The sequence below is a fragment of the Marinobacter sp. UBA2498 genome, from assembly GCF_002341575.1.
Classification (GTDB): domain Bacteria; phylum Pseudomonadota; class Gammaproteobacteria; order Pseudomonadales; family Oleiphilaceae; genus Marinobacter; species Marinobacter manganoxydans.
The window spans coordinates 30,564-31,433 of record NZ_DDOI01000122.1 but is presented as its reverse complement, the minus strand read 5'-3'; the positions used below and the strand labels follow the sequence as shown (position 1 = coordinate 31,433).

Genomic DNA, 870 nt, shown 5'->3' with positions numbered 1-870 from the left:
CATCCAGTCGGTCAGGGTTTCATCCTCGGCAAAGTCCGCCGTGTGGTCCTGGGCGAAGTAGCCCACTTCCGCGCTGTCGGTCCACTTCACCTCGCCACTGTCGGGCGTGTAGGCCCCTGACATGCATTGCAGAAGCGTGGTTTTGCCGATGCCGTTGGGACCAATGATGGCGATTCGCTCACCGGCTTCTACCTGCAGGTTCAGATTCTTAAACAGGGGCTTATCATCAAAGCCCTTGGTCATGTTCTTGAGAGTCACCGCCTGACGGTGAAGTTTCTTGCCCTGTTCAAAACGGATAAACGGGCTCACCCGACTTGAGGGCTTCACCTCTTCCAGCTGGATCTTGTCGATCTGGCGGGCACGGGAGGTGGCCTGCTTGGCCTTGGAGGCGTTGGCCGAAAAGCGGCTGACAAACTGCTGCAGTTCGGCAATCTGCGCCTTTTTCTTGGCGTTGTCCGACAGCATACGCTCGCGAGCCTGGGTGGCGGCGGTCATGTATTCGTCGTAGTTGCCCGGGAACAGGCGCAGTTCGCCATAGTCCAGATCCGCCATGTGGGTGCACACGCTGTTCAGGAAGTGGCGGTCGTGGGAAATGATAATCATGGTGCTGTTGCGGGCCACCAGTATGTTTTCCAGCCAGCGGATGGTGTTGATGTCCAGGTGGTTGGTGGGCTCGTCCAACAGCAACACATCAGGATCGGAGAACAGCGCCTGGGCCAGCAACACCCGCAGCTTCCAGCCCGGTGCCAGCGCGCTCATTGGGCCGTTGTGTTGCTCCAGCGGAATATCCAGGCCAAGCAACAGCTCGCCGGCGCGGGCATCGGCGGTATAGCCGTCCATTTCAGCGAACTGGACTTCCAGGTCCGCGAC

The 870-nt window shown here is 59.3% G+C and carries 1 protein-coding gene; it reads right to left on the bottom strand.

The features are described 5' to 3' along the window. Window positions 1–870: ATP-binding cassette domain-containing protein (locus B2W52_RS17030; protein WP_286803786.1), on the bottom strand; the 870-nt coding region annotated here is incomplete at both ends.